The following is a 25,398-nucleotide window of genomic DNA, read 5'->3' as shown; positions in this document are numbered from 1 at the left end:
CGTGGCTACTTCCGCAGCGTCTCGGCGATCTGCTGCATGACAGTGGGATCGGACAGCGTGCTGGCGTCGCCTGGATCGCGTCCCTCAGCCACGTCCTTGAGCAGCCGCCGCATGATCTTGCCGGAGCGGGTCTTCGGCAGCTCGGGCACCACCAGGATGTGCTTGGGCTTGGCGATCGCGCCGATCTCGGAGGCCACGTGGGCCCGCAGGTCCGCCTCAGTCTGAGCCGGATCGACGTCCCCGGCCGCCTCGGTGACAATCACGAACGCGACGACGGCCTGGCCCGTGGTGGCGTCCGTGGCGCCGACGACGGCGGACTCGGCCACGATCGGGTGCGACACCAGCGCCGACTCGATCTCCGAGGTGGACAACCGGTGTCCCGAGATGTTCATGACATCATCCACGCGGCCGGTGACCCAGATGTCTCCGTCCTCATCACGGCGGGCGCCGTCCCCGGCGAAGTACATCCCCTCGAACCGGGACCAGTAGGTCTCCTTGAAGCGCTCCGGGTCGCCCCAGATGCCGCGCAGCATGGAGGGCCACGGTTCACGGACGACCAGGAAACCGCCGGTGTTGTTCTCCACGGGCGTGCCGGTCTCGTCCACCACGTCCACGATGATGCCGGGCACGGGCACCTGAGCCGAGCCGGGCTTGGTGGCGGTGACTCCGGGCAGGGGAGCGATCATGTGGGCGCCGGTCTCGGTCTGCCACCAGGTGTCCACGATCGGGGCGGGGTGCTCCTTGCGGGGGCCGGGGGTGACGGAGCCGTCGTCGTTCGTGGTTCCGGCGCCGGCGTTTCCGCCGACGACCTCCCGGTACCACATCCACGCCTCGGGGTTGATGGCCTCACCGACGGAGCCCAGCACGCGCAACGAGGACAGGTCGTAGGAGTCCGGCACCGAGCGGCCCCACTTCATGCAGGTGCGGATCGCGGTCGGAGCCGTGTACATGATGCTCACGCCGTACTTCTGGACGATGTCCCACCAGCGGCCGGTGTCCGGGAAGTCCGGAGTGCCCTCGTAGATCACCTGGGTGGCGGCGTTGAGCAGCGGGCCATAGGTGACGTAGGAGTGCCCGGTGACCCAGCCGACGTCGGCGGTGCACCAGTAGACATCGGACTCGGGATGCAGGTCGAACGTGTCCCGGTGGGTCGCGGCGCACTGCACCAGGTACCCGCCGGTGGTGTGCAGGATGCCCTTCGGCTTCCCCGTGGTCCCGGAGGTGTAGAGGATGTACAGCGGGTGCTCGGCGTCGTGCCAGACCAGCTCGTGCTCGTCCAACTGGTCGCTGAGGACCTCGTGCCACCACAGGTCCCGGCCCTCGGTCCAGTCGATGTCCTGCTCGTTGCGCTTGACCACGAGGACGTTGTTCACGGAGTGACCGGGTTCGGACAGGGCCCCGTCCACAGCGGGCTTGAGCATGGAGGGCTTGCCGCGCCGCCAGGAACCATCGGCGGTGACCACGAGTTTGGCGTCGGCGTCGTCGATGCGGGACCGCAGGGCGTCAGCGGAGAAGCCGCCGAAGACCACGGAGTGCACGGCGCCGATGCGGGCGCAGGCGAGCATGGTGATGACGGTCTCGGCAATCATCGGCAGATACACCGCGACGCGGTCGCCCTTGGTGACTCCGAGGGATTCGAACGCGTTGGCTGCCCGGCGGACCTCAGCGGCTAACTCGGCGTAGGTCCAGGAGCGGCTGTCGCCGGGCTCGCCCTCGAAGTGGATGGCCACCCGATCGCCCAGACCGGCTTCGACGTGGCGGTCCAGGGCGTTGTAGGCGGCGTTCGTGGTGCCGCCGACGAACCACTGGGCGAAGGGCGCGTCGGACCAGTCCAGCACCTCGCTGAAGTCCCGTTCCCAGTGCAGGACCTCGCGGGCCCGGGCGCCCCAGTACGCCAGCCGGTCTGCGGCGGCATCCTCGTAGCGGTCGGGGCCGGCCACCGCTTGCGCCGCGAAATCGGCCGAGGGCTCGAAGGCCCGATGCTCATGCATCAGGTTGTCCATCCTGCCGTCGCCGCTAGCGTCGGTGGACTGGGCCTGGTCGGCGGAGGGGGCCGGTTGGTGGGACGCTGGCGTCGTCATGCGTTCTCCTTGGGAGCGGAATCGGGACGTCGGCATCACCAGGATGCCTTTGCTTATGTAACAGCCGTCACAGCTGGCCTGCGTCCTTAGCCTAACGTTCCCGTGGCTGGTGTGAAGGGGGTCGGGACAGCATCCTCTCCGCCTGATTGAATGGTCTTGAATGGTCCCAGCGATGTCTACCGGAGTTCGGCAACTCCGCCGGGACAAGACACGTCGCACGTCACCTTCCCGTTCCGGGAGGACACAGGAGGAACCACCATGAGCTACTCACCGGAGTCACCGGCCGGCCCGCGCTCGAGCGCGCACACCGGCCCGAACTCGAGCCCGCGCACCGGTCCCCAGGATCGGGCTGGTTCAACGCCGCCCCGCACCTCGGGATCACCGGGCGGCGGACTGCACCTCAGCGGCTGGGAGATCGGTTTCCTCGTGTCCGTCCTGGTGGTCCTGGTGGGCTCCATCATTCCGTTGGCGACGGCGCGATGGGGGATGAACCTGTGGGGCACCGCCAACGTCTTCTTCCTGGGCATCGGCGTGCTGATGCCGCTCGCGGCGGCCGGATTCGTGGTGGCCCGTGCCGCCAGTTCGGGGAGCAGCTCCGGGGAGGGGCCGCGCCTCGGGTCGCTGAGCACGGCCCAGTTCGCCCACGTGGCGTCCTGGCTCGCGCTGGCGTACTTCTTCGTCACCTTCGCGACCGGCCTCGATCCGGTGTTGCTGATCGGGTTGGTCGGAGCCCTCGGCATGGTGGTCACCTCGCCGTTGCGCGGCGTGGTCGCTCCCTTGCTCGACTCCGTCAATTCCGGAGAATCCCGTCAGCAATCTCGGCAGTCTCAGCAGCCTCAGCAGCATGAACAGCGTGGACAGGCCCCGTCCGCTGCGGACGGCCACCCTTTCGGTGCCTACCCCGGCCCGACGGCGGCGCCGGCGGCCCCCGCGGATGGCTCGGCGGAGGGCCCGGCGAAAGGTCCCGTCCCGGCGCCGGCAGCCCCGGACGCCGCCCTTTTCGGTGATCCGGCCACCCTCTCGGCGGCGCCGACGGACGACGAGCACGAGGAGTTCCGCGCCGGTCCCTCGGGAGAGGAACAGGAAGGTCAGAACGTCTCGGAGCACGGTTCGGACCGCTCTTCCGAAAGCTCGTCCGACCGCTCCGCGAGTCAGACCTCCGGTGCGGACATCGACGAGGACCTCGGCATGACAAGACTGCATCCGCGGTCCACGGATGAGGCTGCGGCCTCGGCGACGGCGGCGTTCGGCGCTCCTGGCACGCAACCGGTCGAAAACGCCGAGGATCCGCAGAGCACGAAGAGCCCCCAGAACACCGACCGGTCCGTGTCTCCGGAACCGGCGCAGTACACCGAGGCCATGGAGCAGACCGTGCCGGCGCAGACCATTCCGCTGAACGACGCCCGGTCAGCCGGGTACGCCGAACCCGCTGGCAACGCTGGCTCTGCTAGCGCCGTTGGCAACGCCGGCTCTGCTGGCACCGCCGGCGCGGCGTCCGGCAGCGCAGCGCCGATGGAATACGAGGCCTTCTGGTTCGCGGTCGGGACGCGACGGACCGCGGTCAACCCGGAGGACGGCAGCCCGGCCTTCACTCTCGAGCCCGGCGGGTGGATTCTGGCGTTGGAGGACCGCGGTCACGAGTTCCTCGTGCAGAACACGGACGGACGGACGGGCGTGCTGCGCGACCTGACCGACATCGAACGCGCGTGAGCGCCAGCCCCGACTCCGCCGGCCCTGACTCTGCCGGATCGACGACCGCCACCCCGACCGGGGAGACCCGACTCGCCCTCACCCGGCGTGCTCGCAAGATCAACCGGGTGCTGGGCGAGGCCTATCCCTACGCCGTCGCGGAACTGGATTTCACCAATGCCTTCGAGCTCCTGGTGGCCACCGTGCTGTCCGCCCAGACCACGGACGTCAGGGTCAACGCAACCACGCCTCGCCTGTTCGAGCGGTTTCCCGACCCCGAGTCGATGGCCCACGCCGATGAACGCGAACTCCAGGAGATCGTCCGTCCCCTGGGCTTCTACCGGAACAAGGCCGCGTCCATCCAGGGGATTTCCCGCGCGCTGGTCGACGACCACGGCGGTGAGGTGCCCCGGACCGTCGAGGAGCTGATCCGGTTGCCCGGCGTGGGACGCAAGACGGCCCTGGTGGTGCTCGGCAACGCTTTTGGGCGACCTGGTCTGAGCGTGGACACCCACTTCGGCCGGCTGGCCCGGCGCCTCGGATTCACCACGCACCAAGACCCGGTGAAGGTGGAGAACGACGTCGCCGCCCTGTTCCCACGCCGCGATTGGACCCAGTTGTCCCACCGTTTGATCTTCCACGGCCGTCGGGTCTGCCACTCCAAACGCCCCGCCTGCGGGGCGTGCGTCGTCGCCGACTGGTGTCCCTCCTACGGGACCGGAGAGACGGATCCGGACGTCTCGGCGTCGTTGCTCAAGTACGAATTGGCCCCGGGGCGGGAGGACCTGCTGGCCCGAATGCGCGCCGGTGCCAGCCGGGCCGAACTGCGGGCGGAAGGCTACAGTCAGGAGGCATGATGCAGACCGATGGCGCGCTCGCGGACTTGCAGTCCCTGGTCCACCGCTATGGCCGGCTGAATCCGGCGCTGGCGTCCGGCCCGCCGTCGAGCGCGGTGCGGGACCGGCTTCCCGACGACGGACGCGGCTGGGAATTCGGCGGGGACCTGTACACGCCGCCCGGCACCCCCGCTGAATCAGCGGTGCTGGTGTTGTTCGGCGCGCTCGACGGCCAACCGGCGCACTTCCACGCCACCGCCGTCCCCGAAGACCTGGATCTGTTGCTGACGCAGCGGTCGCTGACCTTGCGCCAGCATCCCGGGCAAGTGGCCTTCCCTGGGGGACGTGTGGATCCCGGTGACGCCGACCATGTGGCCACGGCGCTGCGGGAGGCGCAGGAGGAGACGGGGCTGGATCCGGAGGGGGTCCGGGTGCTCGGCAATCTGCCCCCCGCGCCGCTGACCATCAGCAATTTCCGGGTGACGCCCGTGGTCGGCTGGTGGGACCGGCCGTCCGAGGTCTTCGTGGTGGATGAAGGGGAGGCCTCGAGGGTGTTCCGCGTTCCGGTGGGCGACCTCGTGGATCCGGCGAACCGTGTCACCACATCCCTGGTGCGGGAGTTCCCCACCGGCGTGCACCGGTTCAGAGGCCCGGGTTTCCTCGTGTCGGGCACCCTGGTGTGGGGTTTCACCGCGATCGTCCTCGACCGGATCCTGGACCTGCTGGGCTGGAGCCAGGACTGGGACCGCGAACTGATCCTCGACATCACCGGCTGGGATGCCACTCTGCCGCTGCCGCAACCGGGGCGCTGACCGACTCCGCACTGCTCCACAACCGCAGCCGTCCGGTGGGGCGTCCACAGCAGGCCGGTGACGCGGGGCGTCGGCCGGACGCGACGGTCAGGCTGGAGCCATGGCCGACCGACCGCATTCCCCCTCAACAGTCCTCTTCGTCGCGCCACCTGATCGGCCCGGCCCTCTGCAGACCGGCTCATCTCCTGATTCGAGGTCGTCGCCGACTGAACGACTGATCCCCGGCCCAGCGCTGACGGTGGAGCTGTTACGTAGCGAGGTGGCCGCCTGCGTCGCGGCCGTGGGTCATCGGGTCCACGTGGTCACTCGCGAGGAGGTGTCCGGGGCCGCTCGTCTGGTCGACTGGACCACCGCGCAGGGGGACGCGCCGGTGCTGGTTCTGTGGGGACTCGGTCCCGATGAGACCGGCCGGTCGGAGTACGAGACCGCCCGGCGCCAGACGGCAGTCGTTCCGGTCGCGCTCGACGGCGGCGATAGCGTTCCGTCCGCGATTCGGCTGCCCAGCCACGCGCGGCGATTGTGCCGCTTGCTGGCGTTGGCGGGTCACGTGGACCGGGACTCGGCCCTACCGGGACAATCGGTGGTGCTGGCGCACACCGGTGCGGGTCCTGCCGGTGATCGCCGGTGGCCCGGACTGGCCTGGGCCCTGACGCTGCTGTGGGCCGGTCCAGACCGTGGACTCCTGATGGACCTGCAGGGTCCGCAGGGCGGCCTGAGCGAACGACTGCGTACGCTGGCTCCCTCGAGCCGCGGTTCGACCGTGGGATGGGACTCGCTGTCGACGCCGCCGGTCGCCGGCCCTGCTCTCGCTGCCCGGTTACCCGGAGCCGCCGGCGTGCGGTGGTGGGGCTGGGCATCATCGTCACCGGCAGGCCTCCTAGCCGACGGATTAGCCGACGGACGAGGCCCGACTGCGCTGGGGGATTGCCTGGATGCGGCGGTGAACACCTTCGCCATGACCGTGATCGACGTCGGACGGGATTTGGCACGCGCGCAGGACTTCGTCGGCGAGGGAACGCCTGCGCTGATCTGCGCCGATTCGACCTCGGGATCGCCGTCAGGTGAATCGCGACCCGAGAAACGCCGTGCCGTCATCACTGCCGTCGCGGCGGACGGCCGTGAAACCGAGGTGGTCTTCGACCCGGACGATTGGTCGGGTGGGTCCCTGCCCGCCTGGGTTCGTTCCAGCCGGCGCACGTCCGCTCGGCTGCTGGCTGCCGAGATCGCCCTCGCACTGGAGCCATCGCGAGGTCCAGACCGCGGTGCCGAGATCAAACGGCATCCGAACCGCTCCGTGCGGCCCCGCGTACTCATGGCCGGACGGAGCCGCCGATGAGTCGTGGCTGGTCTCCGCAGCCCCCGCCCGGGGCGGTCCGTGCGGGCGCCGGACAACGACGAGCTCAGCGCTGGCTGGCCGGACGACTGGCCGAGTCGGGTCGGCGGGGCGGTGCCTCCAAAGCAGCCCGGACGGGAACCGTTCCGCCGGAACTCGCGGCCGAGGCCGTACGGCGTCACCTGCCGGCGGTCTCGCCGGAAGAGACCGCCGCACAGATGACCACCGTTGTCGACGAGTTGACGGGACTCGGTCCTCTGGCGCCGGCCGCTCGGCGCCCCGGAGTCACGGACGTCCTCGTGGACGGTTCCGGAACGATCTGGACGGACGGTCCCGAGGGACTGAACCAGACGGGTCAGCGGCTTGAAGCCGTGGACGCTCGCCGGCTCGCCGTCCGATTGCTGGCCCAGGGCGGGCGCCGGCTCGATGAAGGACAACCCTTCGGGGACGCACAGGTCACCGGGGCCCGGGTTCACGCGATCCTCCCACCGATCGCGGCCGGGGGTCCTCAGATCAGCGTTCGTCTCGCGGCGCCCGAGCCACCCGGGTTGGAGCAGCTGGCCCAGCGGTGGCCCCACGGGGAGCGATGGTTGATCGCTCTGCGGCACTTGCTCCATGTGAGGGCCAATGTGCTGATCAGCGGCGCCACGGGCTCGGGGAAGACCACCGTGTTGGCTGCCTTACTCTCCGAGGTGCCGGCCAATGAGCGGATCGTCACCGTGGAGGACACCCGCGAGTTGCGGCCCCGTCACGGGCACGTGGTCTCGTTGCAGGCGCGGTCGGGGAATGCCGAGGGATCGGGAACCGTGACCTTGGCCGAACTCGTCCGGCAGGCCTTGCGGATGCGTCCGGATCGGTTGGTCGTGGGGGAGTGCCGGGGCGCCGAGGTCGTGGATTTTCTGGCCGCGATGAACACCGGGCATCGGGGTGCGGCCGGAACGCTGCACGCCAATTCGGCAGCGGATGTCCCGGCTCGGTTGCAGGCGATGGGGGCGCTCGCGGGGCTGGGGACCGAAGCCTTGACACTGCAAGCCTCCAGCGCCGTTGACGCGATTCTCCATCTCGAGCGCACCGAGACGGGGCGACATCCAGTGGAATTGGCCGTCGTTGATCGAGCGTTGCGCGGGGAATTGGGAGTCATTCCGGCGTTGTCGCTCTCGGGGGCGAAACTCGCTTGGGGCCCGGGCTGGGACGCCCTGGAAATGCTGGCCGATGGACGTTCCGGCAACGCCGGGCCGACGACCACCAGATACCGGGATGGTCGAGGAGGGCGGCATGCCGTCGAGTCCTGAGCGGCCACCGGCCGAGCCGGCGTGGAAACGGTGGCTTCCCGGACAGTCTCGCCGGCGGCGCGAGCGACGCACCGAGGAGTTCATCGTCCTGCTGCGCCGCGCTTCGGCTCTGTTGCAGGCGGGCCGTCGCCCCGATCAGATCTGGTCGGAGCTGTCTGCGCTCTACGAGCCTTGCGCCCGGGCCGGCACACCCCGAGGGTGCTGCCTGAACCACGAGTTGGTGGCCGCCGACGTCGAGGTGGTGCTGGGCGGTGATCCGCTAGCCCATACCAACGGTCCGGGCCAACGGCGCCACTGGCAGCAATTGTCCGGGTGTCTGGCCGTCTCCCGCGACGCCGGCGTTGGCTTGGTCGGGTTGTTGGACCGTCTGGCCGACGCTCTCGAGGAGGGCCAGGACGCTCAGCAGGCTCGCGACGCGGCGATCGCCGGGCCACAATCGACGGCACGACTGTTGGGTTTGCTCCCGCTGGCCGGCCTCGGCCTGTCAGCGCTGGCCGGGGCCCCGCCGACTGAGCTGTTGAGCAACACGCTCGGGTGGTTGGTGGTCGGCACCGGTGGTGGTCTGGCCGTCGTCGGGCAGCTGTGGACTCGCGCGCTGATCCGCCAATCGGAGGACCTGTCATGACCAGTGACCTGCAGAAACCCGGCCCGGACCCACGCGAGGCCGAGACCATGGACGCCGCTCTGGCACTGGACTTGCTGGCGGGCCTGTTGGAATCCGGTCAGGGACTGGTCTCGAGCCTCGACCTGCTCGGGGCTCACGTTCCCGGGGCCGCCGGGACTCGGCGCGTGGCCGTTCTCCTGCAGCTCGGTGTGAGTTGGGAGGAGGCCTGGACCAGCCACGAGCCCGAAGCCAGCGATCCAGAGTTCCAGGAGCTGGGGCGGGAGCTGTACTTCGCCTACGTGACCGGTGCGCCCACCGCCGCCCTCTTGCGCTCCACGGCGTCGTCCTTGCGACGCAACCGCAAGCGCCGGGCCGAACAGCGGGCCGCAGAACTCGGCACCAGGCTGATGCTGCCGCTGGGACTGTGCCAGTTGCCGTCATTCCTGTGTCTGGGCATCGTGCCACTCGTGGTCGCGTTGTTGCCGTGACCCCTCGAGAGCCGTCGAGTCCTGCACACCCCTCCGAATGGCCCGGCTTGTCCAGAATCGGCCGGGCTCCAGCCCCACGGAACACGCGCCGCGGCCAGGCTGGATGCAGGCGGTCAACTCCGGCCGCCACCCCCCACCAGAGGAGACACTATGACCGCCATCGCGCAGGACCACCACCATCACGCCCCAGTGGCTCTCGGCCGGCCGGAGCATTTGCCGGCCCGCCGCGTCGGGAGCGTCGACTGGAACGAGGAGACGGGCGCACAGACCGCCGAATACGGCATCGTGACGCTGGCAGCCGTCGGCTTCGCCGGGGTGCTGGCCGCCGTGCTTGCCGGCTCCGACGTCCAGGGATTGTTGCTGGGCATCGTCAAGAACGCCCTCAGCTTCGGCTGAAGCACCATCCGGCCGCCGGAGCTCGCCCGACGTCGGTCTCGGCGTCGGGTGGGCTCCGGACGCCCCACGGCGTAGACGGGCCACAGGTTCCGAGTAACAAGGACGTGAAGACATGATGGAGCATCAACGCCACACCGATCCCCAGCGTGGTTCAGTCACCGCCGAGTACGCCGTCATCCTGCCCGCAGCGGTGGTGGTCCTGGCTTCGGCAGTGCTGGCCGGGGCGGCGACCATCCAGCAGGTGCGGCTCGAAGAGGCCGCGGCGTCCACGGTCCGGCAACTGGCCCGTGGAGAGACCGACGAGACTGCGCAGTCGACGGCCCAACGCATGGCCGGAGACGGCACTGAACTCTCCAGCGCTCGCACCTCCGGCTGGGTCAGCGCGACCGTGGCCCACACCCCACCCGGTCCCTTGGCCTGGTGGGACGGCTGGCAGCAAGAGGCCACGGCTCACGCACCCGATCAGTGGGTGGTTCCGCCCGAGGGCGCTCCATGAGCGACGTCAAAGCCTTCGCAGAACGCGGTTCGGGAACCGTCACCGTCCTCTCCACCGTGTTCCTGACGCTGGTTCTCCTCGGAGCCACGGCCGCTCTGGGCACCTCTGCGACCGCAGCCGCTCGGGCCGCCGGCGCGGCCGATCTCGCCGCACTCGCCGCCGCCGATGCCGCACGCGGACTGACGGCGGGAGATCCGTGCGACCTCGCTGCTCAGACGGCGCGCCGGCACGGGGCCACGGTCACCGACTGCGCCGTCGAGGCGAACGGAACGGTATCGCTGGGGGCGCGTTACGACTCGCCTCTGCCGTGGCCTTCGGAAGGGGCGTCCCGAGCCGGTCCGCCGGCGTCGGCCCCGGCCGACTGAAGCCGTTCGAGCACGAAGGCCAGCAGGGTGGCCGCTCCGTCCTTGTCCAGGGGATTGTTGCGGTTGCCGCACTTGGGGGACTGGACGCAGGACGGGCAGCCGTCACTGCAGGAACACGAACGCACGGTGTCCAGGGTGGCCTGCAGCCAGGTCCGGGCCTGGGCATAACCGCGGTCGGCGAAGCCGGCCCCTCCGGGGTGGCCGTCGTAGACGAAGACCGAGGGCTGGCCCGTGTCCGGGTGCAGGGCCATGGACACCCCGCCGATGTCCCAGCGGTCGTTGGAGGCCACCAGCGGCAGCAGACCGATCATCGCGTGCTCCGCCGCGTGCAGTGACCCGGGCAGCCGGTCCATCGTCAATCCTTCGGCCACCAGCGCCTCGGAGGGGCAATGGAACCACACCGCCGTGGTGAACAGGTCTCGGGCCGGCAGCTCCAGGGGTTCCTCACCGAGGACCTCTGCCGAGACCAGGGCCTTGCGTTGGTAGGAGACCACCTGGGTGGTGACCTTCACCCGCCCGGAACACCACTGCAGGTCACCGGCGTCCACGCGTTCGACCGTGTCCAGGATCTCGATCTCGGTGATGTCCCGAGCCTGGGTGAAGTAGTCCGGCCACGCGCGCTTGACCAGAACGGCGTGGGCGTCCTCATCGAGGTCCTCCACCAGATAGGTCTGGTCCTGATGCACGTACACCGCGCCGGGATGCGCCTGATAGTGGGTCTGCGGAGAACCCATGGTGCCCAGCAGGGCCCCCGTCTCGGTGTCGATGATGTCCGCGGGCCCGCCGCCGTCGTCGCGCAGTGAGACCAACGAGGCCGCATGTTCCGGGTGGGTCCAGAACCAGCCGGCGGGCCGGCGTCGCAGGTAACCCTGTTCGACCAGCTCGTCGACGAGCGAGCGCACCCGCTCCGGGTCTCCGAAGACATGAAGACCGTCGGGGACCAAGGGGAACTCGGCGGCCGCGGCGCACAGGTGTGGGGCCAGAATGTGCGGGTTCTGCGGATCGGTGACGGAGTCCTCCACGGCCAACTCGAACACCGCTTCGGGATGGTGCACCACATAGGTGTCCAGGGGATCGTCGCCGGCGACGTAGAGCGCCACGGACTCCTGGCCGGCCCGGCCGGCCCGGCCCACCTGCTGGAAGAACGACGCGCGGGTGCCCGGCCAGCCGGCGACCAGCACCGCATCGAGCCCGGCGATATCGATGCCCAGTTCCAAGGCCGGCGTCGAGGCCACCCCCAGCAACCGGCCACTGCGCAACGCGACTTCGACCTCGCGGCGCTCCTCGGGCAGATAGCCGGCACGGTAGGCGGCCACTCGCGAGGGCAATGACGGATCGATCTCGGCCAACTCCCGCTTGGCAGCCGAGGCCATGGTCTCCGCTCCACGACGAGAACGGATGAAAGCGATGGTCCGCGTGCCGGTGACGGCCAGATCCGCCATCATGCCGGCCGACTCCGCCGTTGCGGACCGCCGCAGTGGCGCGCCGTTCTCGCCTCGGCGGTCCGTCAGTTCCGGCTCCCAGAATCCCACGGTCACCGCGCCGTGGGGCGAGGCGTCCTCGGTGACTGCCGTCGCCTCGGCCCCGATCAGTCGTGAGAACGAGCCGGCGGGATCGGCGCTGGTGGCCGAGGCCCCGATGAACACCGGGCCCGGTTCGTCCCGGCCCGCGCGGTATTGGGCACAGACTCTGGCCAGGCGTCGCAACAACACGGCGACGTGCGAACCGAACACCCCACGGTAGATGTGCGCCTCGTCCACGATGACGTAGCGCAGCCGGCGGAAGAACCGGGCCCACCGTTCGTGGTGGGGCAGAATGCCGATGTGCAGCATGTCCGGGTTGGTCAGCAGCACATTCGCGTGCTCCCGGGCCCACGTTCGGTCCGAGATGTCCGTGTCACCGTCGTAGGGGGCAGGGCGCAGCCACGTGGCGCCGTCCCGGGCCAGAGCTCGCCACGCCGTGAGCTGATCCGCGGCCAGGGCTTTGGTCGGCGCCAGATACAACACGGTGCCGGCCGGGTCCTGATGCAGTGCGGTGCCGGCGGCCAGCTGATAGCCGAGGGATTTTCCCGACGCCGTCCCCGTCGCCAACACCACGTGGCGGCCGGCGGCGGCCAACGCCGCCGCCTCCACCTGATGTCGCCAGGGTTCTCTGGCTCCGGAGCCGCCCAGGGCCTGGACGAGCGCCTCCGGGGTGTCCTGCGGCCAGGGCTCGGTGACGGCACGGCGTTCGGGGAGATGTCGGACGTGCAGCAACTGTGGTGGCACCGCAGGCCGAGCCAGGATGCGACTCAGGGCCTCGGCGTCGCGAGGGTCATCGGTACGGGGCAGTCCGTCCGTTCCGCCCTGCTGTTGCTCCCCGTGCGGGTGCACTCAGCCGGCGTCCGAATGGGACGGATTGCCGGTGTGGTCCTCAGGAGAGCCGTAGACGGTGACCTCGGCCAGCTCGGTCCAGCCGAGGTGACCGTACAGCGCCTGGCCGTCGGAGCTGGCCACGAGTAGGCCCTCCTCGACGTCGTGCTCGAGCGCCAAGGACGCCAGATAGCGCATCACCAGGGTGCCCAGTCCCCGGCGGCGGAACTCCGGGTTGGTCCAGATCCTGTCGAACACGGCATAGCCGTCCACGGCAGTGACGCGACCCCGAGCGGCCACAACGCCGTCGCCCTGAGGGTGCTCGTCCGAGGTGGTGATGGTCAGCAGGAACCAGTCCGGATCGTGGCGTTCGACGGTTGCCTCGAACTCCTCCGGCACGATCGGGGCTTCCACGTCCTGACCGTCCATGTCCAGGACCATGAATTTCTCACCACCGGAAACCACCGTGAGCGGTACGTCCTCCGGAATGGTGGGCGGCGGGCCCACCACCGTCAGCAGACGACCGGGGTGGCCCTGAACCTCGGCAGCCACGGTCCTCAGAGCGTCCTCGTCCGGGCGGGTCAGAACATACTCCCAGTCCTGTCCCTCTTCAGAGCGGCGGCCTTGGCGCAACGCAGCATGGACCTTGCCGCCGTGTTGCACATCGTAATTGCGGCAGCGGGACCAGCCGGTCACCCATGTGCCGACCAGAGCGTCGTTCAGGGCAGAAGTCATGGCACGAGACTAGTCGGACGGGGCCACTGCCCGCACTCCACAGAGTGATTCACATCAAATCGTCATCTGCGCTCACGAGGAACAAACCAGGAAAACTCACCGGAAACATCAAGGGGAACAATAACCAGGCACTTCTGCAGTGAGGATCTGCAGTGGGGAGCGGACCGGACTAACCTTGACCGGTGAGCGTGTCCAAGATTGCCCTGTACTACCGATTCGTTCCGCTGTCCGATCCGGAGGCGGTGCGCCTGTGGCAGCAGGCCCTGGCCTCCCACTGGGGACTGACCGGCCGGATCATCGTCTCGCCGCACGGCATCAACGGCACCGTCGGCGGCCCCATCGACGCGGTCAAGCAATACGTGAAGACCACCCGCTCCTACGGGCCGTTCGCCGGCCTGGAGGTCAAATGGTCGGACGGGTCAGCCGAGGACTTCCCCCGGCTCTCGGTCAAGGTCCGTCCCGAGCTGGTGACCTTTGACGCCCCGGAGGAGATCACCGTCACCGAGGACGGCGTGGAGGACACCGGCACCCATGTCACGCCGGAGGAGCTGCATCAGCTGGTGGCGGCCAAGGAGGCCGAGGGAACCCCGGTCGTCTTTCTCGACGGGCGCAATGCCGTCGAGGCCAAGATCGGCCGCTTCAAGGGCGCCGTGGTGCCCGAGACCACCACCACCCGGGACTTCATCGACGAGCTCGAGTCGGGCAAGTACGACGACCTCAAGGACCAACCCATCGTCACGTACTGCACCGGCGGCATCCGCTGCGAGGTCCTGACCGCACTGATGCGCCACCGGGGTTTCGGCGAGGTCTACCAACTCGACGGGGGCATCGCGACCTACGGGGACGCCTACGGGGACAGCGGTCTCTGGGAGGGTTCGCTCGCCGTCTTCGATCGCCGGATGCACCTGGAGTTCTCCGACCACGCCGCCATCCTCGGGCGCTGCACCGCTTGCGGGACTCCGACCCATGAGCTGCGCAATTGCTCCGATCCGTCCTGCCAGACCCTGGACACCGTCTGTGACGACTGCGCCGCGGCCACCCCAGACCGGATCTGCGAGGACTGTGCCCACCATGCCGGCGCTCACCATGCCGGTGCCAGCGACACCGGCGCCACGGCCCCCACAATGGAGGCATGACCGAACTTCGCCGGCCGTTCAATGAGCCGATGACCGAGCCCCCGGCTTGGGACGCCCCTGCCGTCGAGCACCTCGCCGAGGACCTGCGGGTGCTGCCGTACACCACGGAGGCCCTCGGCGAACTGCTGGGAGAGACGGCCCTGGCCGCGCTGGACCGGGAGCAGGCGGAGCCGGCGCGCCGCCGGGTCCAACAGATCATGCACGACGACGGCGCCGCCGACTCCCAGCGCGCGCTCGTCGTCGTCGTCTCGTTGTGGATGCTGGGCGATCCGGTTCGAGCCGAACTGGTCGATGCCGCGCTGCCTCGGCTGGGAGCCCACGGCGCGGCAGACCTGAACCTCGGTCTGCTGCGCGAGAACATTCTCTATCCCGTGGTGGATCTCTCCCCGTATGCCACCGACGATCACGGCGACCTGTGGATCACCAGCGACCAGACCGCCCTGCAGACGGAGCGCACGCTGCCCGGCTGGCACGTGGTGGGCATCGGCCGGGCCTCGCTGACGCTGGCCGGCAACGTGATCCGGCGTCCGGTTCGCCGGGCCCTGGACCTGGGCACGGGCTGCGGCATTCAGACCGTGCATCTGCTGGCGCACGCCGAGCACGTCACGGCCACCGATCTGTCCACTCGGGCCCTGAGCTTCACCGCCTTCAACCTGGTCCTCAATGCCAGGGCCCTCGGCCTGGATGCCCGGACGGCGCTGTTCGGCCCCGGCGGGCGCGTCACCCTCCTTGCGGGAGACCTGCTGGAGCCCGTGGCGGGTCAGCGGTTCGACCTGATCGTGTCCAATCCGCCGTTCGTCATCTCCCCACGGACGGCGTCGGACCCGGGTCGGCTCACCGGTGAGCCGGTTGACGGCATCAATACCTACCGCGACGGCGGCCGCACCGGCGACTATCTGCTCGCCGAACTGATCGCCTCCCTGCCCGACCATCTCGAACCCGGCGGCATCGCACAGATGCTCGGCAACTGGGAGATCCCGACGGGCGCTTCGGCGCCGTCCGACTCCGTGCCGTCTGACTCGGTGCCGGGGGCCACGAGCCCGCAACAGGCCGGATGGGACGAGCGTCCACGCCGCTGGATTCCCGAGGGCCTCGACGCCTGGATCATTCAGCGAGATCTGCTGGATCCGGCCGGCTATGCCGAGACGTGGCTGCAGGACTCGTCCGAACAGCTCGATCCCGCTCGGTACGCGGCCGGCTACCGAGACTATCTGGACGGGTTCGCGGCCCGGGAGGTGGCCGCCGTCGGCTTCGGTTACCTGTGGTTGCGCCGGCCGGCCGAGCCACGCGCCGGCCGAATCCGTACCGAGGTCCTCGAGGGCGAACTGCAGCAGCCCTTGGGCCCGGCGTGGGCTGATGCCGTCGATCGGTGGGACACGATCGCGGCGGGATCCGTGGACGGTTCGGCGGAGCTGAGGGATCTGCGTCTCCGGGTGGCTGCCGATGTGACCGAGGAACGGCATCAGCGGTTCGGCGCGGAGCACCCCGAGGTCATCCTTGCCCGGCAGGGCGGGTCGTTCCGGCGCACGGCCCGTCTGGACACGGCCACCGCCGGGTTCATGGCCGCCGCGGACGGGGAGTTCTCCGTCGGTCAGCTCACCGGGGCCGTCGCGGGATTGCTGGACCTGGACGAAGCGGGGGAGCAGGCCCTGATGGCCGCCGTCGCCGACCTGTTCGCGGACGGGTTCCTCGTCGCGTCCTGAGGGCGATCCGGCGTTTCTCAGAGCCAGAAATGTGAACTGGGCCACCCGGGATGTGAAAGGTCTGTCTAGAATATCTGTTCATGACTGATCTAGACGACGCTCCGCGGCCCGACAGTGGCCCGGTGGCCGCCCCCCGTCGGCCGGTCGTCATCTCCGACCCCCAGGCGATCCGGGCGCTGGCCCACGAGGCTCGACTGGAGGCACTCGAGGAGCTCTACGCCTCTCAGTCCACTCGTACGGCCACCGAACTGGCCTCTCGTTGCGGGCTCACGCCGTCGGCCATGAGCTACCACTTGCGGGCCCTGGAGAAGTACGGTTTCGTCGAACGGTCGCCGTCGGAGGGCGACGGTCGGGAGCGGCGCTGGAAGGCCGCGGGCTCGTCGCTGCTCGTCGATTCGCTGAATCACACCCCGGCGTCCAAACAGGCCTTCATCGACGTCCAGCTGAACACCTTCCGTGACCGGATCATGAAGGAAGTGGCCCGCCGCGAGGCCGAGGACCAGAGGCTCAGGAAGGCCGCGGAGCAGGCGGTGCAGGAGGCGCAGGACTCGAACGTCCCCCTGGACGGACAGACCGTGGACGTGGACGTGTCGGAGCCCGGCAGTCGACGCCCGCCGGTGCTCTCCACCGGCATGGTGTTCGTCAACGCCGAGCAGCGCGCCGAGTTCCAGCAGCGGCTCAAGGCGTTGATCGATGAGTTCGAGGAGCTGAATCCGGCCTCGGAGCGTTCGGTGGACGCCGAGCGTGTTTATTACCTCGTCTCCGTTCTGGCAGACTCGGCACCGGAAACCGGCGAACACCCCTGATCGAGCGGACGCCATCGCTCCAGGTCGCGCCGCCGGTCAAGGAGTAGTCCGCTGGTGCCGTTACATTGGTAGGGCACCGGGCGCTCTGCTGTGAAGTCGACAGCGGCCCCTCATCGGGCCGTCCCGGCTCAGTGAACGTCCCCGCCCGGCGACCAGAAGGAGCCTGAGTGTCCAAGAAGACGTCCAAGAAGACCGCATTCTCCGAAGACGGAACGAAGCTGGTCATCGTGGAGTCCCCCACCAAGGTCGCGTCCATCGCCAAATACCTCGGTGAGGGCTGGGTGGTCGACGCGTCGGCAGGCCATATCCGGGACCTTCCGCAGCCGTCCGACCTGCCGGCGGACCTGAAGAAGGGTCCCTACGGCAAGTTCGCCGTGGACACCACCAACGGCTTCGACCCGTACTACGTGGTCTACCCCGAGAAGAAGAAGCGGGTGACCGAGCTCAAGCGGGAGCTCAAGGACGCCTCCGCGCTCTACCTGGCCACGGACGCCGACCGCGAGGGTGAGGCGATCGCCTGGCACCTGCTGCAGGAGCTCAAGCCCAAGGTCCCCGTGTACCGGATGACCTTCAACGAGATCACCCGGGAAGGCGTCGCCCGCGGCCTGGAGAACGTCCGAGAGATCGACGCGGATCTCGTGGACGCTCAGGAGACCCGGCGCATCCTGGACCGGCTGTTCGGCTACGAGATCTCCCCGGTGCTGTGGCGCAAGGTCCGCCAGGGGCTGTCCGCGGGCCGCGTGCAGTCCGTCGCCACCCGCCTGGTGGTGGAACGCGAGCGCGAACGCATGGCGTTCGTGCCGGCGTCGTACTGGGATCTGGAGGGCACCTTCACGGCCGACGAGGGCAAGGGTGCCGGTGAGTCGTTCACCGCACGGCTGAACACCGTGGACGGCCAGCGCATCGCCAGCGGGCGCGACTTCGATGACCGCGGTCAGCTCAAGAAGTCCGCCGCCGGCAAGGTGGCCACCCTGACTGAGGACACGGCCACCGCGCTGGCCGATGGTCTGCAGGGCGCCACGTTCAGCGTCGACTCGGTCGAGGACAAGCCGTACACCCGCCGGCCGGCGGCCCCGTTCACCACCTCGACGCTCCAGCAGGAGGCCTCACGCAAACTGCGGTTCTCCTCGCGAGTGACCATGCAGGTCGCCCAGCGCCTGTACGAGAACGGCTACATCACCTATATGCGTACGGACTCGGTCAACCTCTCGGACGAGGCCATCAACGCGGCCCGGAATCAGGCCACCGAGCTCTACGGCCCCGAGTCGATTCCGCAGGCCAAGCGGGTCTACAAGGCCAAGAACGACTCGGCGCAAGAGGCTCACGAGGCCATCCGTCCCGCCGGCGACCACTTCCGCACCCCCGGCCAGGTCTCCGGATCGCTGCGCGGGGACGAGTTCCGGCTGTACGAGCTCATCTGGAAGCGGACCATCGCCTCCCAGATGGCCGACGCCAAGGGCTACACCGCCACCGTCAAGCTCTCCGGCACCGCCGATTCCGGCCCCGCGAAGGGCCAGTCCGCCGGTTTCACCGCCTCGGGCACCGTGATCACCTTCCCGGGCTTCCTCGCCGCTTATGAGGAAGGGCGCGACGTCGGCGCCGAGGAGACTTCCGGTTCCGGCGAGGCGACCGGTTCCGGAGAGGCGAAAGAAGGCAAGAACAAGCGCCTGCCCGAGGTCGCCACGGGCGAGTCGCTGACGGGCGAGAACGTCACCGCCTCGGGTCACGAGACGTCCCCGCCGCCGCGGTACACGGAGGCCTCGATCGTCGCCGAACTCGAGAAGCGGGAGATCGGACGCCCGTCCACCTTCGCTCCGACGATCTCCACGATCATGGACCGCGGATACGTCACCAAGCGGGGCAACGCCCTGGTCCCGTCCTGGACGGCGTTCAGCGTCATCCGTCTGCTCGAGGAACACTTCGGGCGCTACGTGGACTACGACTTCACCGCCCGCATGGAGGACGACCTGGACCGCATCGCCGCCGGTGAGGTGCAGCGCGAGGCCTGGCTGCAGACGTTCTACTTCGGTGCCGAGTCCAGCCAGGAGGGCCTCAAGGCCGTGGTGGACAACCTCGGCGACATCGACGCCCGCGCCGTGAACTCCATCCCGGTGGCCGAGGGCATCACCCTGCGTGTGGGCAAGTTCGGTCCGTACCTGGAGAAGGACGTGCCCGCCGATGCTCCCGAGGGCACCGAGCCGGAACGCGCCAACCTTCCCGAGGACCTCGCGCCGGACGAGCTGACAGCCGAGAAGGCCGAGGAGATCTTCGCGACGGCGGGACCCTCCGAACGCGAACTCGGCACCGACCCGGACACCGGGCGCACCATCGTGGCGAAGGACGGTCGCTTCGGCCCCTACGTCACCGAGGTCATCCCGGAGATGTCCGAGGACGAGATCCAGGCCTGGATGGACGCTCAGCCGACCGAGTACTACAAGAACGGCAAGCCCAAGCCGAAGAAGAAGCCGGTCAAGGAGAAGCCCCGCACGGCCTCCCTGTTGAAGTCGATGTCCCTGGAGACGGTCACCCTCGAGGACGCGCTGAAGCTGATGAGCCTGCCGCGGGTGCTCGGCCAGGACGCTGAGGGCGTGGAGATCACGGCGCAGAACGGTCGCTTCGGTCCGTACCTGAAGAAGGGCACCGACTCCCGGTCGCTCGAGTCCGAGGAGCAGCTCTTCACGATCACCCTGGACGAGGCCCTGGCCATCTACGCCCAGCCCAAACAGCGTGGCCGCGGGGCCGCGAAACCGCCGCTGGCGGAATTCGGTGAGGATCCGGCGTCGGGCAAGAAGGTGGTGGTCAAGGACGGCCGCTTCGGCCCCTACGTCACCGACGGCGAGACCAACGTCACCGTGCCGCGCAGCATGGACCCGGAGGGGCTCACCGCGGATGAGGCCTACGCACTGCTGGCGGACAAGAGGGCCAAGGGGCCGGCCAAGAAGCCGGCGCGCTCCTCATCCTCCCGGTCGAGGGCCGCGGCCGGCACGGCGAAGAAGTAGCGGCGAGGATCGGGAAGCAGGACAACCACGATGCGCCTTGGCGTGCTGGACATCGGTTCGAACACGGTTCACTTGCTCTTGGTGGATGCCCGTGCCGGCGCACGCCCGTCCGCGTTCGCCGACCACAAGCGCTCGCTGTCCCTGCTGGAGCACCTGGATGAGCAGGGTCGCATCAAGGAGTCCGGTCAGGACGCGCTGATCACCTTCATCCGGGAGGCCGTCTTCTTCGCCGTGTCCAATGGAGCCGAAGACCTCATCGCCTTCTGCACCTCGGCCATCCGGGAGTCCGCCAACGGGGCCGCCGTGCTGGACCGGGTGACTCGGGAGACCTCGGTGCACCTGACCGAGTTGTCCGGGGACCAAGAGGCCGCGATGACCTACTTCGCCGTGCGGCGCTGGCAGGGCTGGCACGTGGGCACGATCCTGAACTTCGACATCGGCGGGGGCTCCTTCGAGATCGCCTACGGCACGGACGAGCTGCCGAGCTATGCGGTGTCCATCCCGCTGGGTGCCGGCCGTCTGACCCGGGACTGGCTCACGGGGGACCCGCCCACACCGAAGTCGACGAAGAAGCTGCGCAAGCACATCCGTTCCACGGTCGCGGACGCGGCAGCCGGGTTTCCGCAGCTGACGGCCCCCGTCCTGGTGACCGGGACGTCCAAGACCTTCCGCTCCCTGGCCCGCATCACCGGGGCCGCTCCGTCCGCGGCTGGGATCTTTACCCGCCGCCACCTGCGGATCCAGGATCTGAAGCTGTGGAACAACCGGATGGCCGCCATGACAGTCAAGGAACGTGCCGAACTGCCCGGAGTGTCCGAAGTGCGTGCCGCGCAGATGCTGGCCGGCGGGATGGTGGCCGAGGCGGCCATGGAGACCTTCGGCGTGAACGAAGTAGAGATCTGTCCCTGGGCCCTGCGCGAAGGCCTGATCATGCGTAGGCTCGATGCGCTGGTTCAGGAAGGGATCCTGGGCCGAGAAGGGACCCCGGGGGTGGGGCACCTGTACCTCAATCCGGATCCGATGCTGCCCGGCTTCTCCGTAGGGGTGACCAGTGACTGATCAGACCGCTTCGCCAGATCCCGTGCCGGAACAGGACCGAGAAACAGAACAGGAACGAGGATCCGTTCACCACACGGACATTCCCGTGACCCTGTCCTCGTCCTCGGTGTTCCCTCTGGGCACCCAGGATGTGTTCGCGATGGCCGAGGATCTGGGCTACGACGGCGTGGAGATCATGGTCACGCACAACTCCTGGTCACAGGACCCGGTGAAGCTGAACCGGCTCTCCGACCAGCACGGCATGCCGATCCACTCGATCCACGCGCCCACACTGCTGTTCACTCAGCAGGTCTGGGGATCTGCCTGGAACAAGCTCGCCAAGAGCGCCGACCTGGCCCGGGAGGTCGGGGCCGAAGTGGTCGTGGCGCATCCGCCGTTCCGGTGGCAGGGCAACTATGCCTCCGAGTTCGCCGAGGGCATCCGGGAGATCATGGACGGCACCGGCGTGCAGATCTGTGTGGAGAACATGTACCCGTGGCGCGCCGGTGGTCGCGAGGCCCGGATGTACCTGCCGCATTGGGACCCGGTCCCCGAAAGCTACGAGCACGTGATCTGGGACTTCTCCCACGCCGCGATCGCCCAGGCCGATTCCCTGGAGGCCTTCAATCGGCTCGGTGATCGCCTTCGCCATGTTCACCTGACCGACGGCACCGCCAATGGACGCGACGAGCACCTGCTGCCCGGCGACGGCGACCAGCCGGTGGCCGAGTGCATCGAGTTCCTGGGGGAGACCGGTTGGGACGGTGCCGTCTGTGTGGAGGTCGGCACCCGCAAGACCAAATACGCCGGCGAACGTGAGGAGATGCTGATCTACTCACTCGAGTTCGCCCGCCAACACCTCGCCGCGGGGGCTGCCCGCGCCACGGAAAGGACCATCATCAGATGACCGTCGCCCTGCTCGGACTCGGGAACATGAACGGCGCCATCCTCGCCGGAATGCTCGCGGCCGGAACGGATCCGGCCCAGATCCAGGCCACCGGACACTCCAGCGAGAAGGCCCGGGCGAATCAGGACCGCTTCGGTGTGGCCGTGACCGCGACCGATGACGATCCGGAGGCGAACCGCACCGCGGTCTCTCGGGCCGACGTCGTGGTGTTGGGGGTCAAGCCGAAGGACATCCTGTCCCTGTGCCGGGAGATCTCCGAGGCGCTGAGGCCGGAAACCGTGGTGGTCTCCGTGGCCGCCGGGATTCCGCTGGCCGCCATGCAACGTCATCTGCCGGCCGGGCAGCCGGTCGTGCGGACCATGCCGAACACGCCGCTCACCGTGGGGATGGGCGTCGTCGGAATGGCCGGCGGGCCCGAGGCGACGGACGAGCACCTGGACGCGGTCGCCGCCTTGTTCGAGGGGTCCGGGACGGTGCACCGGGTGGCCGAATCCCAACTCGACGCCGTCGCGGCCGTCTCCGGATCCGGTCCCGCCTATGTCTTCCTACTGGCCGAGCTGATGGCGGCCGGGGGAGTGGAGCTGGGGCTCGACGAGGCTGTGGCGAAGGACCTGGCTGCGGCGACGGTGGCGGGCGCCGGGAGAATGCTGGCCGAACCGGACGCGGACCCGGCCGCCTTGCGCCGGGCTGTGACGAGTCCCAACGGCACCACGGAGGCCGCCATCGAGTCTTACCTGGACTCCGGGCTCGCCGACCTCATCGCCCGGGGGATGCAGGCCTCCGCGGCGCGCAGCGCGGAGATCTCCGAGCAGCTCGCCTCCTCCTAAACATCTGGCGGTCAAAAGTGCCCCAGATACTCGCCAGTAACCCCTAAATCCGGGGCACTTTTGACCGTCAGATGGAGGGGAGCGGGGATCAGGGGCGGGAGGCGAAGCGCTCGAGCAGATCGGTGTGGCCGGAGACGATCAACGTGTCCCTCGGGCCGACCGTAGTGTCCGGCTGGGCATAGGTGAAATCCTCGCCGGGCGTCTTCACGCCGACGATCGTCACGCCGTACTTGGCGCGGATGTCCGACTCCGCCAGCGTGAATCCCACTGCCTCGGCCGGCGGATACATCTTGACGATGGCGAAGTCGTCGTCGAACTCGATGAAGTCCAGCATGCGCCCGCCGACCAGGTGTGCGGCGCGGACACCGGCGTCGTGCTCGGGGAAGATGACGTGATGAGCGCCGATCCGCCGCAGGATCTTTCCGTGTGCCGGGGTGATGGCCTTGACCCAGATGTGGTCCACGCCCAGATCCACCAGATTCACGGTGATCAGCACGGACGACTCGATGGAGGTGCCCACCCCGACGATGGCCGTGTTGAACTCCTGAGCGCCGAGTTGGCGGAGGGCCTCGAGGTCGGTGGCGTCGGACTCCACCACGTGGGTCAGCGTGCCTGACCACTTCTGCACCAGCGAGCGGTCGCGCTCGATGGCCAGGACCTCGCGACCCTGCTCCACCAATTGCTCGCCGACGGCAGTGCCGAAACGCCCCAGGCCGATGAGCAGCACGGGGGCGTGTGGGTCCGGACGGTTCTCAGCCAATGATCGGCCTCTCCTCGGGGTACCGGAACAGATTGCGCCGCTGACGCAGAGCCAGCGCAGACGCGAAGGTGATCGTACCAACACGACCGGCGAACATCAGGGCTGTCAGCACGTACTTGCCCGCGGGCGGCAGTTCCTCACTGAGTCCGGAGGTCAATCCGCAGGTGGCGAAAGCGGACAGTGCCTCGAACAGCGGGCGCTGCAGTGTCTCGTCACTGATCGCCACCAGGGCCATGGTCCCCACCAGGACGAGGCTGGCGCCCAGGGCCAACACGGCGATCGCCACACGGAGGGAGCCGGGGGCGATGGTGCGTTCGTGGGCGGTCACTTCGCGGTCACCCCGGGCCTCGGCCATGATGGCCAGGAACATCACGGCGATGGTCGTGACCTTGATGCCGCCGGCCGTGGAGGCGGAGCCGCCGCCGGCGAACATCAGCGCGTCGGTCAGCAACAGCGTCTCCGGCGTCTGGTCATTCATGTTGTAGACCGCGAAGCCGCCCGAGCGCGGCATCACCGAGGCGAATAGCGAGTACTCGATGCGCCCGCCCACGCCGAACTGTCCCAGCGTGTCCGGATTGTTCCACTCGAAGATGCCGATCAGCAGTGCGCCGCCGAGCAACAGGATGACGGTGGTGTTGACGGTGAGCTTGGTGTGCAGATTCCAGCGCGACCAGTGCCAACGGTGCTTGAGCAGCACCATGACCACGGGGAAACCCAGGGCTCCGGCGAAGACGCCCACCATCATCGTCCACATGATCCACGGGTCTCCGACGAAGGACTCCAGCCCGTCCACATGCAGCACGAATCCGGCGTTGTTGAAGGCGGAGACGGCGTAGAAGACCCCGTTCCACAGCCCTTCGGAGAGTGATCCGGAGTGCACGGCGAACCGGGGGGTCAGGATCAACGCCAGGATGCCCTCCAGCGTGAAAGAGGTGACGACGACGATCCGCAGCAGGGAGCCCACCTCGCCGATGCGGCCGGTGGTCATGCCTTCCTGGGTGATCAGTTTGGAGCGCACCCCGAGCCGTTTCGAGACGGCCAGGGAGAGCAGGGCAGCCATGGAGAGGATGCCCAGGCCACCAGCCTGAATGGCGATGAGGATGAGCACCTGACCGAACAGGCTCCAGTGCTCGCCGGTGTTGACGGGCGTCAAGCCAGTCACGGACACCGCCGAGGTCGCCACGAACAGCGCATCGTGAAAGGGAGTGACCCGTCCCGACTGAGACGCCGCTGGTAGGGACAACAGAGCCGTGAACAACAGGGTGGCGAGGGCGAAGACGAGCAGCGCGGCCCGGGCGGGTGAGGCACCGGCCACCGTGGAGATGAAGGTCCGGACGCGGCCGAGCAGTGCCCACACCCCGGTGCGTCCACCCTCGAGTTTCATCGGGGTCCGCCCGGTGGGGCCGGGGCGGACGACGGGGCCGATCGACGGGGCCGGGATCCGCCGGCCGAGGCGTCGCCGCGGACCGGGACCGGGATTCTGCCGGGTCATGCCTACCTTCCGACGTCACGAACGTTACCCATCATCCCCCATGGCTGCGTTCCCGGGGTGATCGGGGCGCACTGCCGTCATCACCTGCGGCGAGTGACCCGGGAAGCATAGTCTGTGCAGTGATGACCACCACAGAGAGCGACTCCGCCGGCAGAGCGGACGGCAGAGGAGCCTGCAATACGACCGGCGCGGACGCCGGGACCGCCGTCGTCTGGGACGAGGCGTTGCTGCAGTACAAGTTCAGCACGGATC

Annotated in this window: 22 protein-coding genes; 17 read left to right on the top strand and 5 right to left on the bottom strand. The window is 68.8% G+C overall.

The annotated features are described in order from the left end of the window. Positions 1–5: 5 nt before the first annotated feature. Positions 6–2,003 (bottom strand): acetate--CoA ligase, encoded by a 1,998-nt coding sequence (locus tag ACFQQD_RS02810; RefSeq protein ID WP_378086105.1) that lies wholly within the window; start codon positions 2,001–2,003, stop codon positions 6–8. 336 nt (positions 2,004–2,339) lie between these two features. On the opposite strand from ACFQQD_RS02810, the gene ACFQQD_RS02805 reads away from it, so the two are divergent. The 10 genes from ACFQQD_RS02805 (at position 2,340) to ACFQQD_RS02760 (ending at position 10,392) form a co-directional block, all read left to right on the top strand. Next, the gene (locus ACFQQD_RS02805; RefSeq protein ID WP_378085963.1) at positions 2,340–3,791 is read left to right on the top strand and encodes a hypothetical protein; all 1,452 of its coding nucleotides are present in this window, start codon (positions 2,340–2,342) and stop codon (positions 3,789–3,791) included. After that, positions 3,788–4,627, top strand: a complete 840-nt coding sequence (gene nth, locus ACFQQD_RS02800) for an endonuclease III (RefSeq protein WP_378085961.1) — start codon at positions 3,788–3,790, stop codon at positions 4,625–4,627. The genes ACFQQD_RS02805 and nth overlap by 4 nt, the downstream gene beginning before the upstream one ends. After that, complete coding sequence (locus ACFQQD_RS02795; protein WP_378085959.1) at positions 4,624–5,418, top strand: NUDIX hydrolase; 795 nt, start codon at positions 4,624–4,626, stop codon at positions 5,416–5,418. Before nth ends, ACFQQD_RS02795 begins: the two co-directional genes overlap by 4 nt. A gap of 100 nt (positions 5,419–5,518) precedes the next feature. After that, the gene (locus tag ACFQQD_RS02790; RefSeq protein ID WP_378085957.1) at positions 5,519–6,754 is read left to right on the top strand and encodes a hypothetical protein; all 1,236 of its coding nucleotides are present in this window, start codon (positions 5,519–5,521) and stop codon (positions 6,752–6,754) included. After that, positions 6,751–8,043 carry a TadA family conjugal transfer-associated ATPase gene (locus tag ACFQQD_RS02785; RefSeq protein WP_378085955.1) on the top strand — a complete coding sequence of 431 codons (1,293 nt, stop codon included), beginning with the start codon at positions 6,751–6,753 and terminating at the stop codon, positions 8,041–8,043. The genes ACFQQD_RS02790 and ACFQQD_RS02785 overlap by 4 nt, the downstream gene beginning before the upstream one ends. Then, a complete protein-coding gene (locus tag ACFQQD_RS02780; protein ID WP_378085953.1) occupies positions 8,027–8,668 on the top strand; it encodes a hypothetical protein in 642 nt (213 codons plus the stop codon). Before ACFQQD_RS02785 ends, ACFQQD_RS02780 begins: the two co-directional genes overlap by 17 nt. Next, positions 8,665–9,135, top strand: coding sequence for a type II secretion system F family protein (locus ACFQQD_RS02775; RefSeq protein WP_378085951.1), 471 nt, complete (start codon positions 8,665–8,667; stop codon positions 9,133–9,135). Before ACFQQD_RS02780 ends, ACFQQD_RS02775 begins: the two co-directional genes overlap by 4 nt. A 150-nt stretch (positions 9,136–9,285) precedes the next feature. Continuing rightward, positions 9,286–9,531 carry a DUF4244 domain-containing protein gene (locus ACFQQD_RS02770; RefSeq protein ID WP_378085949.1) on the top strand — a complete coding sequence of 82 codons (246 nt, stop codon included), beginning with the start codon at positions 9,286–9,288 and terminating at the stop codon, positions 9,529–9,531. A gap of 112 nt (positions 9,532–9,643) precedes the next feature. Next, complete coding sequence (locus tag ACFQQD_RS02765) at positions 9,644–10,027, top strand: TadE family type IV pilus minor pilin (protein WP_378085947.1); 384 nt, start codon at positions 9,644–9,646, stop codon at positions 10,025–10,027. After that, a complete protein-coding gene (locus tag ACFQQD_RS02760) occupies positions 10,024–10,392 on the top strand; it encodes an Rv3654c family TadE-like protein (protein ID WP_378085945.1) in 369 nt (122 codons plus the stop codon). Before ACFQQD_RS02765 ends, ACFQQD_RS02760 begins: the two co-directional genes overlap by 4 nt. Here the strand turns inward: ACFQQD_RS02760 and ACFQQD_RS02755 are convergent. Both ACFQQD_RS02755 and ACFQQD_RS02750 read right to left on the bottom strand, forming a co-directional pair. Continuing rightward, positions 10,317–12,659 carry a DEAD/DEAH box helicase gene (locus ACFQQD_RS02755; RefSeq protein ID WP_378086103.1) on the bottom strand — a complete coding sequence of 781 codons (2,343 nt, stop codon included), beginning with the start codon at positions 12,657–12,659 and terminating at the stop codon, positions 10,317–10,319. The two genes, ACFQQD_RS02760 and ACFQQD_RS02755, sit on opposite strands and share 76 nt — an antisense overlap. 105 nt (positions 12,660–12,764) lie before the next feature. Continuing rightward, a complete protein-coding gene (locus ACFQQD_RS02750) occupies positions 12,765–13,478 on the bottom strand; it encodes a GNAT family N-acetyltransferase (protein WP_378085943.1) in 714 nt (237 codons plus the stop codon). A gap of 182 nt (positions 13,479–13,660) precedes the next feature. Here ACFQQD_RS02750 and ACFQQD_RS02745 point away from each other — a divergent pair, with 182 nt between their 5' ends. The 7 genes from ACFQQD_RS02745 (at position 13,661) to proC (ending at position 22,894) form a co-directional block, all read left to right on the top strand. Next, the gene (locus ACFQQD_RS02745; RefSeq protein ID WP_378085941.1) at positions 13,661–14,614 is read left to right on the top strand and encodes a rhodanese-related sulfurtransferase; all 954 of its coding nucleotides are present in this window, start codon (positions 13,661–13,663) and stop codon (positions 14,612–14,614) included. Beyond that, a complete protein-coding gene (locus tag ACFQQD_RS02740; RefSeq protein WP_378085940.1) occupies positions 14,611–16,317 on the top strand; it encodes a methyltransferase in 1,707 nt (568 codons plus the stop codon). The genes ACFQQD_RS02745 and ACFQQD_RS02740 overlap by 4 nt, the downstream gene beginning before the upstream one ends. Before the next feature lie 80 nt (positions 16,318–16,397). Beyond that, positions 16,398–17,123 carry an ArsR/SmtB family transcription factor gene (locus tag ACFQQD_RS02735; RefSeq protein ID WP_378085938.1) on the top strand — a complete coding sequence of 242 codons (726 nt, stop codon included), beginning with the start codon at positions 16,398–16,400 and terminating at the stop codon, positions 17,121–17,123. 167 nt (positions 17,124–17,290) lie between these two features. Then, entirely contained in the window at positions 17,291–20,122 is a 2,832-nt protein-coding gene (gene topA / locus ACFQQD_RS02730; protein WP_378085936.1) for a type I DNA topoisomerase, read from the top strand. A 30-nt stretch (positions 20,123–20,152) separates the two neighbouring features. After that, complete coding sequence (locus tag ACFQQD_RS02725) at positions 20,153–21,181, top strand: Ppx/GppA family phosphatase (RefSeq protein ID WP_378085934.1); 1,029 nt, start codon at positions 20,153–20,155, stop codon at positions 21,179–21,181. A 22-nt stretch (positions 21,182–21,203) separates the two neighbouring features. Next, positions 21,204–22,067, top strand: coding sequence for a sugar phosphate isomerase/epimerase family protein (locus ACFQQD_RS02720; RefSeq protein ID WP_378086101.1), 864 nt, complete (start codon positions 21,204–21,206; stop codon positions 22,065–22,067). Next, positions 22,064–22,894, top strand: a complete 831-nt coding sequence (gene proC, locus ACFQQD_RS02715) for a pyrroline-5-carboxylate reductase (RefSeq protein WP_378085932.1) — start codon at positions 22,064–22,066, stop codon at positions 22,892–22,894. The genes ACFQQD_RS02720 and proC overlap by 4 nt, the downstream gene beginning before the upstream one ends. Before the next feature lie 88 nt (positions 22,895–22,982). Here the strand turns inward: proC and ACFQQD_RS02710 are convergent, their stop codons facing one another. Next, on the bottom strand, positions 22,983–23,654 hold the full coding sequence (locus ACFQQD_RS02710; protein ID WP_378085930.1) for a potassium channel family protein: 672 nt from the start codon (positions 23,652–23,654) through the stop codon (positions 22,983–22,985). Then, complete coding sequence (locus tag ACFQQD_RS02705) at positions 23,647–25,146, bottom strand: TrkH family potassium uptake protein (RefSeq protein ID WP_378085928.1); 1,500 nt, start codon at positions 25,144–25,146, stop codon at positions 23,647–23,649. Before ACFQQD_RS02705 ends, ACFQQD_RS02710 begins: the two co-directional genes overlap by 8 nt. Positions 25,147–25,398 lie beyond the last annotated feature (252 nt).

Origin of the sequence: Citricoccus sp. GCM10030269 (genome assembly GCF_042665635.1) — a bacterium.
In the GTDB taxonomy this organism is placed as follows: Bacteria; Actinomycetota; Actinomycetes; order Actinomycetales; family Micrococcaceae; genus Citricoccus.
The sequence above is the reverse complement of the archived record's forward strand: the minus strand, read 5'-3'. Positions and strand labels throughout refer to the sequence as shown.

Bases quoted from the DNA above. Each gene is read 5' to 3' on its own strand.
- ACFQQD_RS02785 (WP_378085955.1), top strand. From the start codon at position 6,751: ATGAGTCGTGGCTGGTCTCCGCAGCCCCCGCCCGGGGCGGTCCGTGCG.
- ACFQQD_RS02725 (WP_378085934.1), top strand. From the start codon at position 20,153: ATGCGCCTTGGCGTGCTGGACATCGGTTCGAACACGGTTCACTTGCTC.
- ACFQQD_RS02765 (WP_378085947.1), top strand. From the start codon at position 9,644: ATGATGGAGCATCAACGCCACACCGATCCCCAGCGTGGTTCAGTCACC.
- ACFQQD_RS02775 (WP_378085951.1), top strand. From the start codon at position 8,665: ATGACCAGTGACCTGCAGAAACCCGGCCCGGACCCACGCGAGGCCGAG.
- proC (WP_378085932.1), top strand. From the start codon at position 22,064: ATGACCGTCGCCCTGCTCGGACTCGGGAACATGAACGGCGCCATCCTC.
- ACFQQD_RS02795 (WP_378085959.1), top strand. From the start codon at position 4,624: ATGATGCAGACCGATGGCGCGCTCGCGGACTTGCAGTCCCTGGTCCAC.
- ACFQQD_RS02735 (WP_378085938.1), top strand. From the start codon at position 16,398: ATGACTGATCTAGACGACGCTCCGCGGCCCGACAGTGGCCCGGTGGCC.
- ACFQQD_RS02770 (WP_378085949.1), top strand. From the start codon at position 9,286: ATGACCGCCATCGCGCAGGACCACCACCATCACGCCCCAGTGGCTCTC.
- ACFQQD_RS02740 (WP_378085940.1), top strand. From the start codon at position 14,611: ATGACCGAACTTCGCCGGCCGTTCAATGAGCCGATGACCGAGCCCCCG.
- ACFQQD_RS02750 (WP_378085943.1), bottom strand. From the start codon at position 13,478: ATGACTTCTGCCCTGAACGACGCTCTGGTCGGCACATGGGTGACCGGC.
- ACFQQD_RS02790 (WP_378085957.1), top strand. From the start codon at position 5,519: ATGGCCGACCGACCGCATTCCCCCTCAACAGTCCTCTTCGTCGCGCCA.
- ACFQQD_RS02760 (WP_378085945.1), top strand. From the start codon at position 10,024: ATGAGCGACGTCAAAGCCTTCGCAGAACGCGGTTCGGGAACCGTCACC.
- ACFQQD_RS02780 (WP_378085953.1), top strand. From the start codon at position 8,027: ATGCCGTCGAGTCCTGAGCGGCCACCGGCCGAGCCGGCGTGGAAACGG.
- ACFQQD_RS02705 (WP_378085928.1), bottom strand. From the start codon at position 25,146: ATGACCCGGCAGAATCCCGGTCCCGGTCCGCGGCGACGCCTCGGCCGG.
- ACFQQD_RS02810 (WP_378086105.1), bottom strand. From the start codon at position 2,003: ATGGACAACCTGATGCATGAGCATCGGGCCTTCGAGCCCTCGGCCGAT.
- ACFQQD_RS02805 (WP_378085963.1), top strand. From the start codon at position 2,340: ATGAGCTACTCACCGGAGTCACCGGCCGGCCCGCGCTCGAGCGCGCAC.